Origin of the sequence: Winogradskyella ouciana, assembly GCF_965284585.1 — a bacterium.
In the GTDB taxonomy this organism is placed as follows: domain Bacteria; phylum Bacteroidota; class Bacteroidia; order Flavobacteriales; family Flavobacteriaceae; genus Winogradskyella; species Winogradskyella ouciana.
Genome location: NZ_OZ260095.1, coordinates 2,661,365 through 2,677,638 on the forward strand (window position 1 = coordinate 2,661,365; position 16,274 = coordinate 2,677,638).

Consider the following 16,274-nt stretch of genomic DNA (forward strand, 5'->3'; position numbering starts at 1 on the left):
TGCACGAATTTACAAAACCAATTGTTGTATAAAAAGTGAATGTTTTGTTAAATAATATTACATGGAAATATATTCCTTGGAATATAAATTTAATTTTCTTAAATTTGATAAACTAAAAAAACAACAGATGAAAAACATATTAGCCTTTGCAGGCAGCAACAGTTCAGATTCAATAAATAAGCAGTTATCTATCTATACAGCGTCCTTGGTTGAGGGTGCTAAGGCGACCATATTAGATCTCAACGATTTTGATTTGCCTATTTACAGCAAGGATTTAGAAGCGGAAAAAGGCATACCAGAGAATGCTACAAAATTTTTGGATCACATAAAGCAAAGTGACGGAATTGTATTGTCTCTTGCAGAAAATAATGGAGCATATTCAGCGGTCTTTAAAAACTTGTTTGATTGGCTATCTAGAGCTGAGCAGAAAAATTGGTTGGGTAAGCCAATGTTGTTAATGGCAACATCACCAGGAGCAAGAGGTGGGCAGTCTGTTTTGCAGATGGCTGAGGATCGCTTTCCTCGTCACAATGCCAATATTGTTGGTAAATTCTCATTGCCATCATTCAACGATAATTTTTCGGATGGCAAAATCATTAATGACGATCTAAATAACGAATTAAAAGAAGAGGTTAAACAATTTGAAAAAAGCCTATAATTATGAAAATTCAACAACAGGATAACGACAAAAAAGGAGAATTTTTTTATGAAGTTGATGGCCAAAAACTAGGTTTGATGACCTACAGCCATGCTGGAGAGGATAAAATAATAATTGACCATACTGAGGTTGATGAATCGCTTCAAGGTCAAGGAGTAGGTTACAAGCTAGTTGAAGCGTCAGTAGATTATGCCAGGGAAAACAACCTTAAAATTATGCCACTTTGTCCATTTGCTAATGCCGTTTTTAAGAAGCGTAGTGAGTATAATGATGTAAGATTTTAGATATGGGAAATTTTGCCAAAGAAATAAACTCAACATTCCCAAACAATAGAGTAAAGGCTTTGCTCAATATTGTGTATACGGCAAACTGGATTACGAGTTATCAAAACGAATTCTTTAAAAGTTATGGAATTTCACCACAACAGTACAATATATTGAGGATTTTGCGTGGTGCTGATGAACCTTTAAAAGTGCAAACTATAAAAGATAGAATGTTAGAGCGTTCACCAAATGCAACACGATTGATGGATAAACTTTGCTCTAAAAACCTAATTGAACGTTTACCATCTGAACATGATAGACGAGTGGTAAAAATAGCGATAACGGAACAGGGCTTGAATTTATTAAAGTCTATACCAAACGATTTAAATAGAGATTTAATCAAAAATTTAAGTGAAGAAGAAGCAGAGCAGTTAAGCAATCTTCTTGATAAAATGCGATAGAAAATTACAGAAATAAAAGAAAGGAAAATTATAATGAAAACAATAGTGCATAAAGCAGATAGTAGAGGGTTTGCCAATCATGGATGGCTACAGGCCAATCACTCATTTAGTTTTGCGAGTTGGTACCAGCCAGATAAAGTTCATTTTGGTGCTTTAAGAGTGTTGAATGATGACATTATTGCCCCTAAAATGGGTTTTGGTACGCATCCACACGACAATATGGAAATTATTACCATTCCATTAAAAGGTGAATTAAAACATCGTGACAATATGAAAGACGATTGGCAAAAAGTACTTCCTGGCGAAGTGCAGGTTATGTCTGCAGGATCCGGAGTACAACATTCAGAAATTAATGGATCGGTTGATGAATACTTGAGCTTATTTCAAATTTGGATTATCCCTGAAAAACGAAGTGTTGAGCCACGCTATGATCAGAAGACATTTAATGTAGACGATAGAAAAGGAAAACTTCAAACACTGGTAACTTCATTCAAAGATAATGATGAGGAAAGCTTGAAAATTCATCAAGACGCAAAACTTTCCAGAATTGATTTATCTAAAGGAGAAACTTATACTTATAATTTAATGACTAAAGACCATGGTGTTTATGTTATGAATATTTCTGGCGAAAGTGAAATAAATGAAGAAAATCTAGATTCTAGAGATGCCGTTGGAATTTCAGAAACGGATTCATTTACTGTAAAATCTATTAGTAATACTGAGCTATTATTCATTGAAGTTCCAATGATCGAATTATAAATATCGAAAGGTTTTAAGTTAGAAGCATCACAAATAGTGATGCTTTTTTTATTTAAAATGCGATATTTGTATTTCAACTAACTAACATAATTAAAACAGAACAAGAATATGGCGATGAATAAAAACACAGTATTGGCATGGGCAACCGTGCTAATGATAATAATGGGTGTAGTACTAATATTGATGGGAGCATACAGATATGATGATGTTGCCGGTTGGGGATTTGCAACAGTCGGCTTTGGCTTTTTTGCAATAGCATGGGTGTTTAATGCATTAAAAGGGAGAGTATAATGAGTGATGACAAAAAAATAATTTTTTCAATGTCTGGTGTAACCAAGACATTTCAATCTGCAAATACACCAGTTTTAAAGAATATCTATCTCAGTTTCTTTTATGGAGCAAAAATTGGGATTTTAGGTCTTAACGGTTCTGGTAAATCTACATTATTAAAGATTATAGCTGGAGTTGACAAAAATTATCAAGGAGATGTGGTGTTCTCTCAAGACTATTCTGTTGGTTATTTAGAACAAGAGCCTCAGCTAGATGATGATAAAACTGTAATGGAGGTTGTACGGGAAGGTGCTGCAGAAACCGTAGCAATTCTTGACGAATATAACAGTATCAATGACCAATTTGGCTTAGAGGAGGTCTATAGTGATCCAGATAAAATGGAAAAACTTATGAACCGACAAGCTGAGCTTCAAGATCAAATTGATGCTGCAAACGCATGGGAATTAGATACTAAATTAGAAATCGCCATGGATGCTCTACGCACACCTGAAGGCGATAAAAAAATTGGTGTATTATCTGGTGGTGAGCGTCGTCGTGTAGCCTTATGTCGTTTATTGTTGCAAGAACCAGATGTATTGCTTTTAGATGAGCCTACCAACCATTTAGATGCAGAATCAGTTCATTGGTTAGAACATCATTTAGCACAATACAAAGGAACGGTAATAGCTGTAACTCACGATAGATATTTCTTAGATAACGTTGCAGGCTGGATTTTAGAGCTCGATAGAGGAGAAGGTATTCCTTGGAAAGGAAACTACTCATCTTGGTTAGACCAAAAGTCAAAACGATTAGCACAAGAAAGTAAGACAGCATCAAAAAGACAGAAAACCCTTGAGCGTGAGTTGGAGTGGGTGAGACAAGGTGCCAAAGGTCGTCAGACTAAGCAAAAAGCACGTTTGAAGAATTACGATAAGCTGATGAGTCAAGACCAAAAGCAGCTTGACGAAAAATTGGAAATCTATATACCAAATGGACCACGTTTAGGAACCAACGTTATAGAAGCTAATGGTGTAGCCAAAGCTTACGGTGATAAATTACTTTATGAGGATTTAAACTTCAACTTACCACAAGCAGGAATTGTAGGTGTTATTGGACCAAATGGTGCTGGTAAAACTACCATTTTTAGAATGATAATGGGAGAGGAAACTCCAGATAAGGGTGAGTTTAAAGTAGGGGAGACAGCAAAAATTGCTTATGTAGATCAAAAACACTCCAACATTGATCCAGAAAAAACAATTTGGCAAAATTTTAGTGATGAGCAAGAACTCATCATGATGGGAGGTCGCCAAGTAAATTCAAGAGCATACTTAAGTCGATTTAATTTTTCCGGTAGTGAACAGAATAAAAAGGTGAGTCTACTCTCAGGAGGGGAAAGGAACCGTTTACATTTGGCTATGACACTAAAAGAAGAAGGTAATGTATTACTTTTAGATGAACCTACTAATGATTTAGATGTCAATACGTTGCGCGCCTTAGAAGAAGGTTTAGAAAACTTTGCAGGTTGTGCGGTTGTTATTAGTCACGATAGGTGGTTTCTGGATAGAATTTGTACACACATCTTGGCTTTTGAAGGTAATAGTCAGGTGTACTTCTTTGCAGGTAGTTTCAGTGATTATGAGGAGAATAAAAAGAAACGACTTGGCGGTGATTTAATGCCAAAACGAATTAAGTACAAGAAATTAGTGCGATAAGCTTAATGCATACCAACAAAAAATGCCCGCAACATGTGGGCATTTTTTGTTATTTCATTTTGTATCGGTAAAAGTCTTTATTAATTATCACCATAAAGATGACCACTGGTAAAATCTTTATAAGTCTCATCGACATCTTTAAACGCATTGGTCTCCATCAATTTCTTATTCTCAGCTTTCAACTTATACATCTTTATGATGGCTATAATTATGAATACAAGAAATATAGATGCTACGGCTATTAAAATCATAGTAAGTTGCGTGGTCGTCACTACTAAAGCCTTAGAAAGCAGTTTGTTAAGCATGATTAATAATATTAGATTTGGGTTCTATGGTGCTAATATAGAAAAAAAACATAAGGTAAATGCTTAGTTTTAAATAATTTACACTAATGTTTTTAACATTTTCATCGTTAAAGCGATTGAAATATTCGATAAACCGCAGTGTTTTCGGCTAAAAGAACGATTTGAATGACTTGTTAACAATTCAAAAATTTAACATATATGTTTTATTAATACCACTCTAAAAGGAGCACTTCAATTGAATTATCACCATCATTCACTATTTTTTTAAATTCACTAACATCGCTCATGCCTTCAGAACCCCTGTAGTGATAAGGATATACTGTTTTAGGTTTAAAATCTAACACTGCATCAGCAGCACTTTCAACTGGCATTGTATAAGGTAGATTCATACAGACAAAGGCTTTGTCAATGTTTTTAAGATTTCGCATTTCAGGGATGTCCTCAGTGTCGCCAGAGATGTATATACGTTCGTCATTAATGTTCAATACATAACCATTGCCTCTTCCTTTTTCATGGAATTTTAATGCTTCCTCACGTAAGTTATACATTGGGATAGCTTCAACTTCAATACCTTTAGAGTTTAATTTCTCACCATTGTTTAGCACTTTAACATCCAAATTTAATGAACTTGGTATTTTATCAGCTACTGCTTTGGGTGCTATTACTGATGCATTTTCTAAATCTAAAGCTTCTAGTGTTTTTACGTTTAAATGGTCACCATGGATATCGGTAATTAATACCAATGTTGGTTTGTTTTTGTTTTCAAAAGCTTCTGCACCTCCTGTTGGGTCTATATAAATAACATTATCTTCAGATTCTAAAATAAATGTAGCATGCTCAATGGGTATAATGTTTAGGCTACTTTCCGTTTTGGTATTTTCAGCCATTTTCTCATTTGACTCTACTGTTTCAGTAGTTGACTTTTCGTTTTTGCAGCAAAACGTAGTTAGAAGAATAAGTAATAAAAGGTTGATTTTTATAAATTTCATAATTGCATGTTTTTCATAAAGATACCCAACAATAGCGATAACTTAAAATTTGTAACAATTTTATAACAATCACTACTTATAATTTAGTAGGCAAAATTTTTATACTCTCATAAAATTACCGAAATTGCTTATCCATTAAATTGTTCAACTAAAATATATAATACAATATGTCTGATGATTTTGATTTATTAGAGACCAACTCACAAGAAAAAGCTGAAAAAGTAGATGTAAACTGGGGAAAAGCCATAGACCAAATGAAGTCTAAGTTGGCTCAAGAGGATGATCCAGAAAGTCGTCAGAAAATATTAAATGCCACATTGGACAATGTGGTTGATATGGCAGAGAAAGATAGAACGACACTTCTAGATGCCATTAAGGATTTAACAGACTATCAAGATGAAGTTGGTATTATGTTCGAAGGCTTTTCAGCATTAAATGCTGCCGAGCAAAAAATCATTGATGATGCTGTAAAAAGACTAGAGCGTGCTAAGGTTGAGCTAGAGGATGCCAAGGCTAAACCAGACACATGGTGGAACAATCTTTGGGGACGAAAAAGCAAAATCAGAAGTGCTGAAGAAGAACTAAGAGAAGCACAAAAACAGCGTGATGGTGCCGATAACAGAGCAAAAGCTATGTTTCAACAACGTATAGAAACCGCTGATGTACAAACACTTCTTAATGAATTGTCATTTAAAAGTCAGGCTGCCATTAAGCGTTTAAAGGATAGAGAGCTCGAAATAAAAGAAGTTGAAGAAAGTCTTAAAACTGCAATTGTAGAGGCAAGTAACAACCATACCAAAGCGCTTCAAAAGAAAAAAGAAGTAGAGGCAAAGCTCGAAGAGCAATATGCATTATTAAAGCAAGCTAGACAGGCTTTAGAAGAAGTGGCTGACAAGCAATCCACGGAATATTCCGAAGCATTGGAAAAAGTTACAGGGTTAGAGCAAAAGGTTGAGGAATTAGAAGGCCTTAAAAATGCTTACACAACTTTAGCTGCTTCTAAGGATAGTTTTGTACACAAGCATAACTTAACCATTAAGGTGTTGACGTCTTTGAGAAGTAATCTTCAAACGCATCGAGCAAAATTAAAATCGGACACTGACGAGCGACTCAAATATTATGATGGTTACGTTGTTGCGCTGAAAGCACGTACAGATCAAGAGTTTGCCGCAATCCTAGAGCATTTAGGTGTTAAGACCGATGAGCATATTGGAGAAACATTAGCAGCTATGCATACTGCAAGTGCTAAGGCACGTCAAGAAATGATGGATAATATTCCAGTTCACGAAAAAGTAATGCAAGGTGTTTACGGAAGTTATGCTGAAGCCTTAAAGGATATTAGAGCAAAAGATGCAGAAATCCAGCAGAACTTCGCTGATCGTTATGGTATTGACATGAAAGAGATTTTTGACGAATACTATAAAGCAGATCCAAACGCACCAGCGTATGGAGGTGAGCCAGCAGGTAAGCCAAAGCCAGAACCTAATGAAGATGACCTCTTAGGATAATTCAGTAATAAGTATAAAGTAACAAGTCATTACATTTAAGTTTCTAATAGAACTTGTTTACTTTACACTTTGTACTTAATACTTGTTACTAAAAAATGATCGTAACTCCATTAGATTCCGCAGTATTAGATTCCAAAGAGCAATATGTGTTCTATCACAAGATGTTAGATTTTACGCTCAAGGAACTCATAACTGCTGTTCAGGCAAAACAAATACTTAATCAACAAGAAATACTGTTGTTTAAGCAGTACACCGACTTGTTATTGTATTCTGTTGAAGCCATGCGTGTTAAGTATATGTATGATGATGAAGAAAACATGAAGGTGGATCTTACGGATTCTGGTTTCCCTAATTATTTAGAGTTCCGTTATTTGTTTAATGATTTAGAACTTAGGGAAGAATTTCTTAGCAAGCTTACTAATATCGATGTCCTTAAGGATGAGTTTTTAGACACCTTAATGCGTAAAAAAGAGCCTATTTCTAGGCGAAAGTTATTTCAAGCCGCATCAATAGTGTATTATACTTCTGCGAAGAAAGAATATATTTTCAATCGATTTGTTCAGGGAAAGATATTGGACGCACCTCAAGGTTCGCCTGGAGAATATATGGTAAGCTGGAGTTTTTATGAAGTATCGCACAACAGACCTTTTATTTGCTACATGTATTTTAATTATGATGGTAGAGACCCACTCAAGGATAGGGAAGATATCTATTACGTTTTAAAGACGGTTGCAGATAGAGAATTGAATATAGACACAATGGCGTATGCCATCGATAAAAGATTGCCTAAGGTAATGCCAAAGCTTATAAAACGTGTGGATTTAGGACCGATTCACAATGTGTTTGCAAAGGACGAGAACGAAGTCACTCATGCTATTTTAGATGGTATTGCCAAAAAAAATATTCCGCTGGAATCTTATGCTATTTCATTCAAAATTGATGAAGTGAGTTCCAAAAGTGAATTTAAGGAAGGTAGTTTCTTTAGCAAGCAGACCTTTCAAAGATGGACAGGTTTATATAGAAGACGTTATGTCTTTGCACCACACAGAATCATACAATTATTGTATAACAAAACACCAGAGATTATGAATAAGCTAGAAATTCCGCCTATTCAGGTTTCTGATTTGAAAATTGAAAAAAAGTAACGTCATAACGAGGAACGAAGTTATCTCTTCAATTGAAACAGATTACTTCACTTTGTTCGCAATGACGAAATAAATAATAAATGGAACACAATTCAACATTCCCAATAAAACTTAACGAACTCGATATGCTTCGTGATGAAGCTACGTCTTATCTAAAATCCATACAATGGGAGCAGAGCCAACGTGCCAAAAACAAGAATAATGACGGCAAAGACGAGTCCATTTTATTGTATTTATCAAGAGCTAACAAAGGAAGCAATGTTAACGTAACGTCGGTTTCTAAAACCATTCTGGGATTGAAGAAACGTTTATTGCCAGAGTCTGTAGCGATTCCTATTTATCTAAATCAATCATTGTACGCCGTTCAAGAAGGTATTACCTTGGGTATTTGGGTTAAGGATAGTTATTACGATGCTTCTGGTTTGTCAACACTTAGCGAAAACAAATCGGCATTGGACAGTTCGGGAAAGCGCGAGTACGAAAGTAAAATGCACACGGCTACGGCTTTTATGTTGTTTGCTACGGCTTATAAAATTCTTCACGATTTAAAACCACACGCTTCAGATGATTTATCGGTGATGAAGCAGAAGTTTGCAGGAATTCCTGAAGTGTCGTTTTTATCACCTTTAAAAGGAATTTCATGTCAACTGTTTTATTACGATAAGTATTTAGGGCATCCAGATATCATAAAAACGGATAAAGATGTCATCGATTTTACAGTGGTTTATTTTGAGGCTTTAATTGATGAAATTCAATTACGAAAAAGCACTTTGGAATATACCGATACCATTGAAGACAGAACCTATAAACTAGAAAAATCAGACTTTGCGGTTGACGGTTGGAACAATGTATTTGCCGGAACAGCCGTAAGTGTCGAGTTCAATAAAGTTCAATTTGAACAAATTGTAGGTAATAAGGATGCAAAGCACTTCGCCAGACGATTGACAGAACGTCTATTGAGTTACGATTTTGAAGCTAAGAAAAATCCATTTCAAGAATTGGGCGGATTTATGCCAGTGTTTATGGGTTATGGAATTCCAGGAACAGGAAAAAGTATGCTCATTGCTGCCATTGCCACACGTTTGAAGGCACACAGTGAAAATTTGGATATTCCATTTTTGTTCCACCCAATGCCAGATACGTTGATTTCAACATTTCAAGGTGGTTCTGCAGAGAAAATGGTAGAATGGATGAAACCATTACAAGATCCAACCCGCTTGATTTTTGCACCAATCGATGATGCGGAAAACAATCTACAAGAGCGTACAGTACAAGGTGTTTCTGCTGGTGTTAAGGAAGTGATTGGTGTGTTTTTAAGATATACCGAAGGTGCATACGCTGTAAATTATGGAAACAGTTCCATAGGCTTATTTACCAATTTGCCCGAAATGTTGGATAAGGCCGTGATTTCTCGAGTGCAAGGTCGTTTTAAGATCGATGGAGCACGAAATGAAAAAGATTTTGTGGATCAGGATTACCTGTGGTGGAGAAAGCTGGAAGAGACGATGCCCAATTTTATAAATATGGACAATCCAGATAATTATAAATATCTCGATGCACAGAAAGTAGCGAAGAACTTAGGTGAAATTTTGGAAAAAATAGAGAAGCCAACTGAAGAACGTGTTCTGAACACTTTTGATAAAGTTGCTAGCAAGTACAAGGATGATGAGCACATGTTCTACGCACATTTATACACTGAGATTCAGAAGATATTCCCGTTCTTTTCATCTCGTGATGTGAGGAACATTCAAAAAGCAGTATCATTGAGATTAACGGATTTTGATTTGGAGCCAGATTGGTTTGAAAATCCTGAAATTTATTTCAAAAAGGATTACGACACCAAATTCAATATGCTGCAAGAATTAATGCGTGCCAATATGAAAGGCCTCGACTTCAGTGACATTAGACGACAAGAAGTAGTTAGGTATTTAGATAATGTGGCAACCATTGCAGATACGGACTTTAAGCGCAAAGTGGATGCGAGAATCAACCAATTGAATATTGAGGCTGAGGCAAGAGAACAATTTGGGAAAAGAGATTGAGCATGAGTAACCGTATTAAAAACATAAATCGAAAAATTCTGTCCGATAAGTACTTTACCTTATCCGAAGTTAAATTCGATTATCAATTAAAAAGCGGTGATTGGGTTAAAAATACTTGGGAAGTTTTAGAACGTGGCAATGCAGCAGCTGCCTTGCTCTACAATATGGAAAAGCAAACAGTAATCTTAGTAAAGCAGTTTCGCCTACCAGCATACATGAATGGCGTAGAAACAGGGTTTATGTTAGAAGTGCCAGCAGGCATATTGGAAAATAACGATGGCTCAGCAGAAGACGCGATGAAACGCGAAATACTGGAGGAAACAGGATATAAAGTCCCGAAGTTGACCAAAATCTATGATGCTTTTGCCACGCCAGGAGGCAGCACTGAGCGATTTTCGTGCTTTGTTGGAGAATATTCAGATGAGATGAAAGTTGAGAATGGTGGAGGGCTTGATGATGAAAATGAAGATATTGAGATTGTTGAAATGCCTTTTAAAGATGCTATTGAGAAAATTAATTCAGGAGGAATTATTGATGCAAAAACGATAATGTTGTTGCAGTATGCTCAGATTAATAAATTGATAATTTAAACCTAGATGTCCCACTGAGCGCAGTCGAAATGCTTAGGTAGGATTATAAGATTTCCACCTTCGTGGAAAATGAATATGGACAAACTAAAACAAGCAAATCTATATAGAAGTGAGCTCATTCCCGTGAGCGGAAAATTGGTGGAGCGCTATAACAAGTGTCTCAAAACTTTGGGTTTTAAGGAAACCAAGCTAAAATCCTTTTCCATTGATGGAGTGGGTTGGAGCCCAGAAGTTGCAGAAGAGCGAAAGGATGTGCATTATCTTAACCATGGAGATGCCAATCCACACGGTATTATTATTTCGCCTTTGCAAAGAGGAAAACCTGTCTATTTGCCGTTTCACTCATTTGATAGGGAAATGATGCAACATGTGTTTAGAACCCATGGCAGAAAGATTAATGATATTACAAGAGATTCGGCTATTTGTATTGATTTCGATCAAGATATAGATGTGTTTTACGAACCATTGGATGTTTTAAAGTATGACGATGTCAGTATAACATTCCGGCTTATAGATAATCTCGAAGACAAACAAAAACAGCAATTGGCATTGGTCGATAAATTCCGAACAGGAAATAACTTTATTGACGAAAGCATTCACCAAGAATTACTGGATTCTGCCAAGACTTACGGAGATTTACGTGATAGGGATTTAAACCTACATCCATTACATTTTTCAACTGGGTCGTTTTTTACTAGAGCCTTTGGAGGCATCTATTTGCTTAGGGATTTTATAAAACCAATTGTTGTATTTGAGAGCAAAGACGCTTATAAAGAAGCGATAAAAGATACCGTTCATGATGTATTGATTTATCATATTGCACAACCAGAATTAATCGACAAGCTAAAAGATCATATTATTATTGAATGTGATTTGGAGTACATGGTCAAAACACCGAATTACGATCGTATTAAGAAGTTTGAATTATTTAGCGCCCTTAAAGATTGTGAACACCCAATAAAAGATATCTTAACCAATAAGCCACTTTTTAAAAGCTATTTGAACAAAATAGATATCAAAGCGCGTAAACAGGTGATGGGAGTAGAGTTATATCTAGAAAAACTAGAGCGCAGTAATGCCTACAAGTTGGAGGATATGGTTGATCAAGCTATGTATTTTGCATTGCACCAACCGCATTCATCTTTATCAGCAGAACATCGTGATTTAATACATAAACTGCTCATAAATATTGCACCAAAAGATGTTTTGTTTTTGTATTGGTATGATAAGGAACAGTTTTACAACAGTTACGAAACTTGGGATGACTCTTTTAAGGATTGGGTAATAGAAACGATTAGTAACAATATTTGATAAAATTAGACTAATTTTATAATAGTTGTCATTCCGCACTTGATGCGGAATCCATAAAATGAAAGGAAATTACCATCAATATTATGTTTACATTCTTTCAAACAAGAAAAATGGAACTTTATATGTTGGTGTTACAAATGATTTAGAAAGAAGAATGGTTGAACATAAAAGTAAACTTGTTGAAGGGTTTACATCAAAATATAGTTTGACAAAATTGATGTATTTTGAGCCTTATCAATATGTCTATGATGCTATTAAAAGAGAAAAACAATTAAAGAATTGGAATAGACAGTGGAAAATAGATTTAATTGAAAAGGACAATATTAATTGGATTGATTTATCAATAGATTGGAATTATTAATGGATTCTGCGTCGTAGCGCAGAATGACAAAAAACTAAATTATGGGAATAGAACTCGTCATTTTTATAGCAGCTATATTGTTCGGAATTTTTCTTTACTGGAGAGAATCTAATGGTAATGGAGCCTATCGCTTTCTAAACAAGGTTATGAACAGCAAGGAACTACAAATGAGTACTAATAATCCTAAGGGATTTGTCTATAAACAGGCCTTTTTACCACGATTGATTTTTGTAGTTGCTTTGGTACTGGTAGCAGCTTTGGTAGTCGAGTTTTTAACACCTCTTGCTGTGTTTTCGAGTTATGATGGTATTTCTGCATTTTCCTCATTTGCTGTGGGTACATTGATAGGTACTTACGTGGCAAGTTTTGTCATAAAGTCTTCTGAAGTTATTGAAACCCAAAGTGAATCACTAGAAGATAAATTTGATAACGTCGTTGAAAAAGGAAAGGATTTCATTGAAGATCTAAAGAACAAGGATAATAAGGCTGTTGAAGAAGCCAAAGAAGAAATAAAAAACGAATCCGAAACCAAAACGAACGAGAAGAGTGCGAGAGAGCGATTAAAAGATAAGGGGTTGATGTGATGATGCGTCATTACGAGGAATAGAATAACGAAGTAATCTTTTAAATTGAAACTAAACTAATAATAAAAAGATTGCCATATCCCGAAACTTCGGGATTCGCAATGACAAAAATATACCATGATAAAATCATACTGGAACAAAGGAGCAAAACAAAAACGAATCACAATTTTTGTCGGTTTACTAATCCTTATTTTATTGTTCTTTTTTAGGGACGATTACCAACCTGTACTATTATTTTTCAGAAAGTACATCTTCATCATTCTCATAAGTGTTTTGGTTCTTGTTTTAGGATTAAGGAAGTTTAGAAAAATTGCCAATACTGGTGGTCGTTTGGGTATTCTAGGATTACTGATTTTATTTTTTGGACTGTTATATTTTCTGGGTTGGAATCAAGGTCTTTATGACTACATGAAAACCTATAACGTCTTCAATAATCTAAATAAGGTTGAAATAGATGAATTGCCATTAACCCAAAACGAGCGCATTCAGCCATTGCGAAACGTTCATTCCATGGCAAAAGAACGGGTTGCTGAAACTAAGGATGTGTCATTGCCACATTTGGTAAGAATTGGCACTGAGAACAAATGGACTATGGCCATTCAGCCGAGTGAAAAGTACATCATGCAGCGTATTAATGATAATACAGAGGAAGTCTTTTCTGTGAGTAGTACAACGCCTTTTCCGAGGTTTTCCAACGAAAATCGTATTCCTGTGACCTTTTCAATAGGCGAGTCGTTGAAATTTAGCCGAAACACCTACAATGCCGTGGTGCAACGCTTTAACCCTTGGATGTTGTTTAATTACGAGCCAAGCGATACGTTTTACATGAAGAATGATAATGGGGATTGGGTGCAAGTGGTTAGTTTAATCAAATGGAAGGGCTTCTTTTTTCCATATCCAACTTTTGGTGGAGTTATGATTATTGACAATGGTGAGCACGATTTTAATGACTATCTAGAGCGCATTACCATTGGAAAAGGAACATTTGTAAGTCCGGATGATATAAAGAATTACCCATTCCTAAATAAGCAGAATACACTTGCTGAAAAAGTATCGCAACTTCAGGCAGAGTCACTAAAATTTCTCGGAGGATTCAGCGATCCATTACCTTGGAACATGGAAACAGCGGTTAAGATTCCATTGATGCCTAAAGACCAGAATCAACAACCTTATGTAACGGATTTTGATTTTGCAGGAAGTAATTCTGATGCCTACAGCGGACTCTACCATTGGTTTGGATTAGAACCCGTTGGAGATGACCGCACCAGTTTAAGTTACAGTGTTTTTATTCCAGCAGACGGTACGGATAAAATGTATTATTACGACCATGCGTCTAAAAAAGAAGGCTTTGCAGGCGTTTCCGCAATGCCATTAAAAGTGAAAGAATCCCGAAAAGAATACGATTGGAAAGCCAGTACACCAGTAGAATTCAGACCGTATATAAAAGACATTGCAGGTAGAAAACGTATGTTTTTTCTTGGTACGGTTTCTTCCATAAGTGATACCAATGCACAACAATTTGATGGTTCTGCTACACCAGATTTAGTATTGATTGATAGTGAGTACAGTGATGTGATTTGGATTGATGTAAAACATCCAAGCACATGGGACGAAACCGTTTACAACCAATTAAACGAAGCCTGGAGAGCCAGTGAAGGTATTGGCTATTACTACCAAGAACAGCCAAAGGATGAAGATATTATGGAGCGCCAAATGGATTCGCTAAAAGCGATACCAAAAGTCAACGATAATTCTAAACAAATTGAGGCTTTACAACGTCAACTCGATTCTTTAAAGGCTATTGAAAATTAGATTAAAATTCTAACAACATCTTAATATCAGAGCGTTGATAAGGACTGTTGGGCTCAAGATCCAATTCCTTAAAACCATATTTTCTATAGAGATATATGGCGTTTTCTAGCTTTGTTGCAGAATAGAGTAGAAGTGCCTTAAGGTTTTTAGACTTGGCAAAATCAATACAATGCTGTAATAATTTTTGACCGATTTTTTGTCCACGCTCTTCTGGCAGTACTGCCATTTTGGTAAGTTCTAAAATTCCGTTTTCTTCTGTAGGCATCAAAGCCACTGTACCAACAACCTTATTTCCCTTTATGGCAAAGAAAATATAGCCTCCCTTGTTAATAATGTATTTATCGGGTTTGCTTAGAACTTCTTCATCATATGGTTCTACATAAAAGTAAGTTTTTAACCATTCAATGTTTAAATCGTAAAAGTTTTTGGCATATTTATTATCGTAATCTATAATCTCAATTCCCATGTGATCTTATAAAATCTGTTATTAAATAGCTGATGAGTTTTCCAACTGTAGTTTCAGTTTTCTTAGTTGGTGCAGCTTCGCAAATATGCAGATAACTTGCATTAGGGTGTTTGGCAACGATATGAACAAATTGCCTGGCTTGCTTTACGCTAAAGCCGCTTGGTGTTGCCGCACTACTGGGTATATTGGCAATGGCATCACAATCTAGTTCAATTCCAAAACTACTACCAGAGACATGGTTTAAGGCCTTTTCCAATTCAGAATTGTAATCTAAATCGCATCTAACCTCTAGCGCTTCATAAGTATTGTATTTTATATCCTTAATCTTCTTTATGGTTTTAAATAACTTATCTGAAGTATAGTTTTCATGTAATCCAAATATGAAATAATTTTTTAAAAACCCTTCGGCATAGGTATAACTAAAACCATTACCGCTATGTCTCCCTTCTTCTGGCCTAAAGTCGGTATGCGCATCAAAGTTTATAACATTGACTTTGTCATTTTTTGCCAATGCCAGACCTTTTATATTTCCATAGGCATTATTATGTCCTCCGCCTATAATTATTGGTGTCTTTCCTGCTTTAATAATTGACGATACTATATGAGAGACATCATTATCAATATGTTCAACAAAATGTCTTGCCTTTTTTATGTTTTTCTTCTTAGAAACATCTAAATTAGTTAGCTCTTTTCTTTGAGTATCATAATCTAAATGACCTAATATTAGAACACGACTGGCTTTTGTAAAGTCATTATTTTGTGTATTTAACAAAAATTTAATCACAGTGCTCCAAGCTTTGTATGTACCTGTATGACCGAGGTTTGCAAAGACTCCGATGTCCTCAGAAATCCCAAAAATAACATAGTCAACGTCTAAATTAACAATGTCATCGTATATGTTAGTGAGGTTAGGTAATAACTGAATATGTTCTCCAAATTTTGATTCTCCTTTACGAGCTTTTAAAAGTGTATCGCGATCTTTTGAAGTGAATAAAACGAGATTTTGCATTTTGGATTAATATTTACAAAAATAAATGT

18 protein-coding genes are annotated in these 16,274 nt (G+C 35.4%); 14 read left to right on the top strand and 4 right to left on the bottom strand.

Annotated features, from left to right (window positions below; translation table 11 throughout):
• Positions 1-127 precede the first annotated feature (127 nt).
• From ACQ65V_RS11860 to ettA, 6 genes are all read left to right on the top strand, one after another.
• The gene (locus tag ACQ65V_RS11860) at positions 128-658 is read left to right on the top strand and encodes an NADPH-dependent FMN reductase (RefSeq protein WP_430468064.1); all 531 of its coding nucleotides are present in this window, start codon (positions 128-130) and stop codon (positions 656-658) included.
• 2 nt (positions 659-660) lie between these two features.
• On the top strand, positions 661-942 hold the full coding sequence (locus ACQ65V_RS11865) for a GNAT family N-acetyltransferase (protein WP_430468065.1): 282 nt from the start codon (positions 661-663) through the stop codon (positions 940-942).
• Positions 943-944: 2 nt separating this feature from the next.
• Positions 945-1,382 carry a MarR family winged helix-turn-helix transcriptional regulator gene (locus ACQ65V_RS11870; protein WP_430468066.1) on the top strand — a complete coding sequence of 146 codons (438 nt, stop codon included), beginning with the start codon at positions 945-947 and terminating at the stop codon, positions 1,380-1,382.
• A 33-nt stretch (positions 1,383-1,415) separates the two neighbouring features.
• A complete protein-coding gene (locus ACQ65V_RS11875; RefSeq protein ID WP_430468067.1) occupies positions 1,416-2,141 on the top strand; it encodes a pirin family protein in 726 nt (241 codons plus the stop codon).
• A gap of 108 nt (positions 2,142-2,249) precedes the next feature.
• Entirely contained in the window at positions 2,250-2,432 is a 183-nt protein-coding gene (locus ACQ65V_RS11880) for a CAL67264 family membrane protein (protein ID WP_273290890.1), read from the top strand.
• Complete coding sequence (gene ettA, locus ACQ65V_RS11885) at positions 2,432-4,123, top strand: energy-dependent translational throttle protein EttA (protein ID WP_412561010.1); 1,692 nt, start codon at positions 2,432-2,434, stop codon at positions 4,121-4,123. Before ACQ65V_RS11880 ends, ettA begins: the two co-directional genes overlap by 1 nt.
• An 80-nt stretch (positions 4,124-4,203) precedes the next feature.
• Here ettA and ACQ65V_RS11890 read toward each other — a convergent pair whose 3' ends face one another.
• Both ACQ65V_RS11890 and ACQ65V_RS11895 read right to left on the bottom strand, forming a co-directional pair.
• Positions 4,204-4,428 carry a hypothetical protein gene (locus ACQ65V_RS11890; protein ID WP_155087371.1) on the bottom strand — a complete coding sequence of 75 codons (225 nt, stop codon included), beginning with the start codon at positions 4,426-4,428 and terminating at the stop codon, positions 4,204-4,206.
• Positions 4,429-4,634: 206 nt separating this feature from the next.
• Entirely contained in the window at positions 4,635-5,417 is a 783-nt protein-coding gene (locus ACQ65V_RS11895) for an MBL fold metallo-hydrolase (protein WP_430468068.1), read from the bottom strand.
• A 167-nt stretch (positions 5,418-5,584) separates the two neighbouring features.
• Here ACQ65V_RS11895 and ACQ65V_RS11900 point away from each other — a divergent pair, with 167 nt between their 5' ends.
• The 8 genes from ACQ65V_RS11900 (at position 5,585) to ACQ65V_RS11935 (ending at position 14,770) form a co-directional block, all read left to right on the top strand.
• Complete coding sequence (locus ACQ65V_RS11900; RefSeq protein ID WP_430468069.1) at positions 5,585-6,925, top strand: microtubule-binding protein; 1,341 nt, start codon at positions 5,585-5,587, stop codon at positions 6,923-6,925.
• A gap of 95 nt (positions 6,926-7,020) precedes the next feature.
• Complete coding sequence (locus ACQ65V_RS11905) at positions 7,021-8,070, top strand: hypothetical protein (protein WP_412561007.1); 1,050 nt, start codon at positions 7,021-7,023, stop codon at positions 8,068-8,070.
• 80 nt (positions 8,071-8,150) lie between these two features.
• Positions 8,151-10,112, top strand: coding sequence for an AAA family ATPase (locus ACQ65V_RS11910; RefSeq protein WP_430468070.1), 1,962 nt, complete (start codon positions 8,151-8,153; stop codon positions 10,110-10,112).
• A 2-nt stretch (positions 10,113-10,114) separates the two neighbouring features.
• Positions 10,115-10,702: an NUDIX domain-containing protein gene (locus tag ACQ65V_RS11915; protein WP_430468071.1), complete on the top strand. Its 588-nt coding sequence runs from the start codon at positions 10,115-10,117 to the stop codon at positions 10,700-10,702.
• 75 nt (positions 10,703-10,777) lie between these two features.
• Positions 10,778-12,013: a DUF6638 family protein gene (locus ACQ65V_RS11920; protein WP_430468072.1), complete on the top strand. Its 1,236-nt coding sequence runs from the start codon at positions 10,778-10,780 to the stop codon at positions 12,011-12,013.
• A 58-nt stretch (positions 12,014-12,071) separates the two neighbouring features.
• Positions 12,072-12,374, top strand: a complete 303-nt coding sequence (locus ACQ65V_RS11925; RefSeq protein ID WP_430468073.1) for a GIY-YIG nuclease family protein — start codon at positions 12,072-12,074, stop codon at positions 12,372-12,374.
• A 41-nt stretch (positions 12,375-12,415) separates the two neighbouring features.
• Positions 12,416-12,958, top strand: coding sequence for a hypothetical protein (locus ACQ65V_RS11930; protein WP_430468074.1), 543 nt, complete (start codon positions 12,416-12,418; stop codon positions 12,956-12,958).
• 117 nt (positions 12,959-13,075) lie between these two features.
• Entirely contained in the window at positions 13,076-14,770 is a 1,695-nt protein-coding gene (locus ACQ65V_RS11935; RefSeq protein WP_430468075.1) for a hypothetical protein, read from the top strand.
• Between the two features lies 1 nt (position 14,771).
• Here ACQ65V_RS11935 and ACQ65V_RS11940 read toward each other — a convergent pair whose 3' ends face one another.
• Both ACQ65V_RS11940 and ACQ65V_RS11945 read right to left on the bottom strand, forming a co-directional pair.
• Positions 14,772-15,236, bottom strand: coding sequence for a GNAT family N-acetyltransferase (locus ACQ65V_RS11940; RefSeq protein ID WP_430468076.1), 465 nt, complete (start codon positions 15,234-15,236; stop codon positions 14,772-14,774).
• Positions 15,226-16,245 carry a formimidoylglutamase gene (locus tag ACQ65V_RS11945; protein WP_430468077.1) on the bottom strand — a complete coding sequence of 340 codons (1,020 nt, stop codon included), beginning with the start codon at positions 16,243-16,245 and terminating at the stop codon, positions 15,226-15,228. Before ACQ65V_RS11945 ends, ACQ65V_RS11940 begins: the two co-directional genes overlap by 11 nt.
• Positions 16,246-16,274: the final 29 nt, after the last annotated feature.

Excerpts from the sequence above, each read along its gene's own strand:
- ACQ65V_RS11900 (WP_430468069.1), top strand. The coding sequence starts at position 5,585 with ATGTCTGATGATTTTGATTTATTAGAGACCAACTCACAAGAAAAAGCT.
- ettA (WP_412561010.1), top strand. The coding sequence starts at position 2,432 with ATGAGTGATGACAAAAAAATAATTTTTTCAATGTCTGGTGTAACCAAG.
- ACQ65V_RS11880 (WP_273290890.1), top strand. The coding sequence starts at position 2,250 with ATGGCGATGAATAAAAACACAGTATTGGCATGGGCAACCGTGCTAATG.
- ACQ65V_RS11875 (WP_430468067.1), top strand. The coding sequence starts at position 1,416 with ATGAAAACAATAGTGCATAAAGCAGATAGTAGAGGGTTTGCCAATCAT.
- ACQ65V_RS11930 (WP_430468074.1), top strand. The coding sequence starts at position 12,416 with ATGGGAATAGAACTCGTCATTTTTATAGCAGCTATATTGTTCGGAATT.
- ACQ65V_RS11860 (WP_430468064.1), top strand. The coding sequence starts at position 128 with ATGAAAAACATATTAGCCTTTGCAGGCAGCAACAGTTCAGATTCAATA.
- ACQ65V_RS11865 (WP_430468065.1), top strand. The coding sequence starts at position 661 with ATGAAAATTCAACAACAGGATAACGACAAAAAAGGAGAATTTTTTTAT.
- ACQ65V_RS11940 (WP_430468076.1), bottom strand. The coding sequence starts at position 15,236 with ATGGGAATTGAGATTATAGATTACGATAATAAATATGCCAAAAACTTT.
- ACQ65V_RS11915 (WP_430468071.1), top strand. The coding sequence starts at position 10,115 with ATGAGTAACCGTATTAAAAACATAAATCGAAAAATTCTGTCCGATAAG.
- ACQ65V_RS11905 (WP_412561007.1), top strand. The coding sequence starts at position 7,021 with ATGATCGTAACTCCATTAGATTCCGCAGTATTAGATTCCAAAGAGCAA.
- ACQ65V_RS11935 (WP_430468075.1), top strand. The coding sequence starts at position 13,076 with ATGATAAAATCATACTGGAACAAAGGAGCAAAACAAAAACGAATCACA.
- ACQ65V_RS11910 (WP_430468070.1), top strand. The coding sequence starts at position 8,151 with ATGGAACACAATTCAACATTCCCAATAAAACTTAACGAACTCGATATG.
- ACQ65V_RS11925 (WP_430468073.1), top strand. The coding sequence starts at position 12,072 with ATGAAAGGAAATTACCATCAATATTATGTTTACATTCTTTCAAACAAG.
- ACQ65V_RS11870 (WP_430468066.1), top strand. The coding sequence starts at position 945 with ATGGGAAATTTTGCCAAAGAAATAAACTCAACATTCCCAAACAATAGA.
- ACQ65V_RS11890 (WP_155087371.1), bottom strand. The coding sequence starts at position 4,428 with ATGCTTAACAAACTGCTTTCTAAGGCTTTAGTAGTGACGACCACGCAA.
- ACQ65V_RS11920 (WP_430468072.1), top strand. The coding sequence starts at position 10,778 with ATGGACAAACTAAAACAAGCAAATCTATATAGAAGTGAGCTCATTCCC.
- ACQ65V_RS11895 (WP_430468068.1), bottom strand. The coding sequence starts at position 5,417 with ATGAAATTTATAAAAATCAACCTTTTATTACTTATTCTTCTAACTACG.
- ACQ65V_RS11945 (WP_430468077.1), bottom strand. The coding sequence starts at position 16,245 with ATGCAAAATCTCGTTTTATTCACTTCAAAAGATCGCGATACACTTTTA.